We start from the raw sequence: 1,400 nt of genomic DNA, 5'->3' as shown, positions 1-1,400 counted from the left end.
CAACTATATCAGTATATCACCTCAACTTTTCTTTGTCAATAGATTTTTTAATTTTTTTTTACTTTTTTTATCCTTTTTTATCCTTGAAGCTCTCACCCCTTACAAATGCCTTATTCGTAGGAAAGGAGGGAAGCTATAGACAGAAGCTAGCTCTAGTCGTGTAGAAGGCTTGCTTGATGATGCTATACCATTTCCCCTAGCTACACTTCCTATATTCCTCTATCAGATACTATTTCAAGCATAGCCTCAAAACTTTCGAGTAGACGTCCGCAACTCCCCTTGTTCAAGGACATCTTCTGGACAGTTAAAAATAGTAGCAAGTCCAACGACTTACTACTTTTGTTTTTTCCTATTTAATTGTAAAAAATGTTAATCTAAACCTTGTTTCTCATCTATGAAAAAGTTGGGATAGGATAAGGAAGATTATCTAGTAGCTACATATCCCAAATCATGGCTATGGTGTGCTAAAAAATCAATCAATTCTTTATCAGGAATTTGACGGAGATAAAGATTTGAACGAATCGTCTCATCGTCTTCTCGACAAGTAGACAAAACCAAATATTTATCATCAGCATTAATCTGTATCGTATTATTTCTAGTCGTTGCCTCCTTTGAAACAGCTTCTAGTTGATTTTTAAATTCTTCATTACTTGTGAATTTCGTTTTATAAAAAGCCGTGTTTTCTGGAACAATAATTAAAAATACAGCTTGATAATAATATTTCCTTTCAGGTGTTTCAATCACAACGTAAGGGTGGGCATCAAAATAAGCTTGATCATCATAATAGTTGACATCATTGAACATTCGATGATCTGCAACTGTACTGCCACGTGCATGAGCAAATAGCCACGTCAATGGATCACTGAAATCTTTTTGATTGTCAGTATCCATAAAAACAGTTCCCATATATGGTTCATAACCACCATCAAAGGTTTTGTCTAAATATGTAGCGTTATCTGTCGTCTGTACAACTGGTTCATCTAATTTCGTTCCTGGTGCATAGATATAAGCGATTGTTTCTGAATTAATTGCAACTAGTGAATTGAAACGCTGTGTTAGGGATTCTTTTTCTTCTGCTGGAACCTGGTAGGTAGGAGTCGTCGATGATGTCTGGTAAATACGTTGGCTACTACTTGCTGAACTGACTTGCCTACTTTCCTCCTGCCTACTGAAGAAGAACAGGGTGACCAATACCGCAATAAGGGCTGTGAGTAGGGATACACCGATTCCTAGCCATTTTTTTCTTTGAGCATTCTGCTTCCTCATACTATTTTTCCTCCATAAAAATATCACTAGGGTCAAGTGCCCTAGTGATATTGATGGCTCTATAATTTCTGTAGTGGGTAAATCCACTGTAGAGATTATGGAGCCTTTTTGAGTATAGAAAAAAAGTCCCATAT

General features: G+C 36.4%; 1 protein-coding gene. It reads right to left on the bottom strand.

What is annotated here, in order from left to right; translation table 11 throughout:
* Positions 1-423: 423 nt before the first annotated feature.
* Entirely contained in the window at positions 424-1,266 is an 843-nt protein-coding gene (gene srtB / locus ACVPON_RS09950; protein ID WP_462878476.1) for a class B sortase, LPKTxAVK-specific, read from the bottom strand.
* Positions 1,267-1,400: the final 134 nt, after the last annotated feature.

This window comes from Streptococcus sp. 1F3 (genome assembly GCF_054968985.1).
Note: the sequence above shows the minus strand (reverse complement) of the source record. Positions and strands in the feature narration are given on the sequence as shown.

Excerpts from the sequence above, each read along its gene's own strand:
- srtB (WP_462878476.1), bottom strand. The coding sequence starts at position 1,266 with ATGAGGAAGCAGAATGCTCAAAGAAAAAAATGGCTAGGAATCGGTGTA.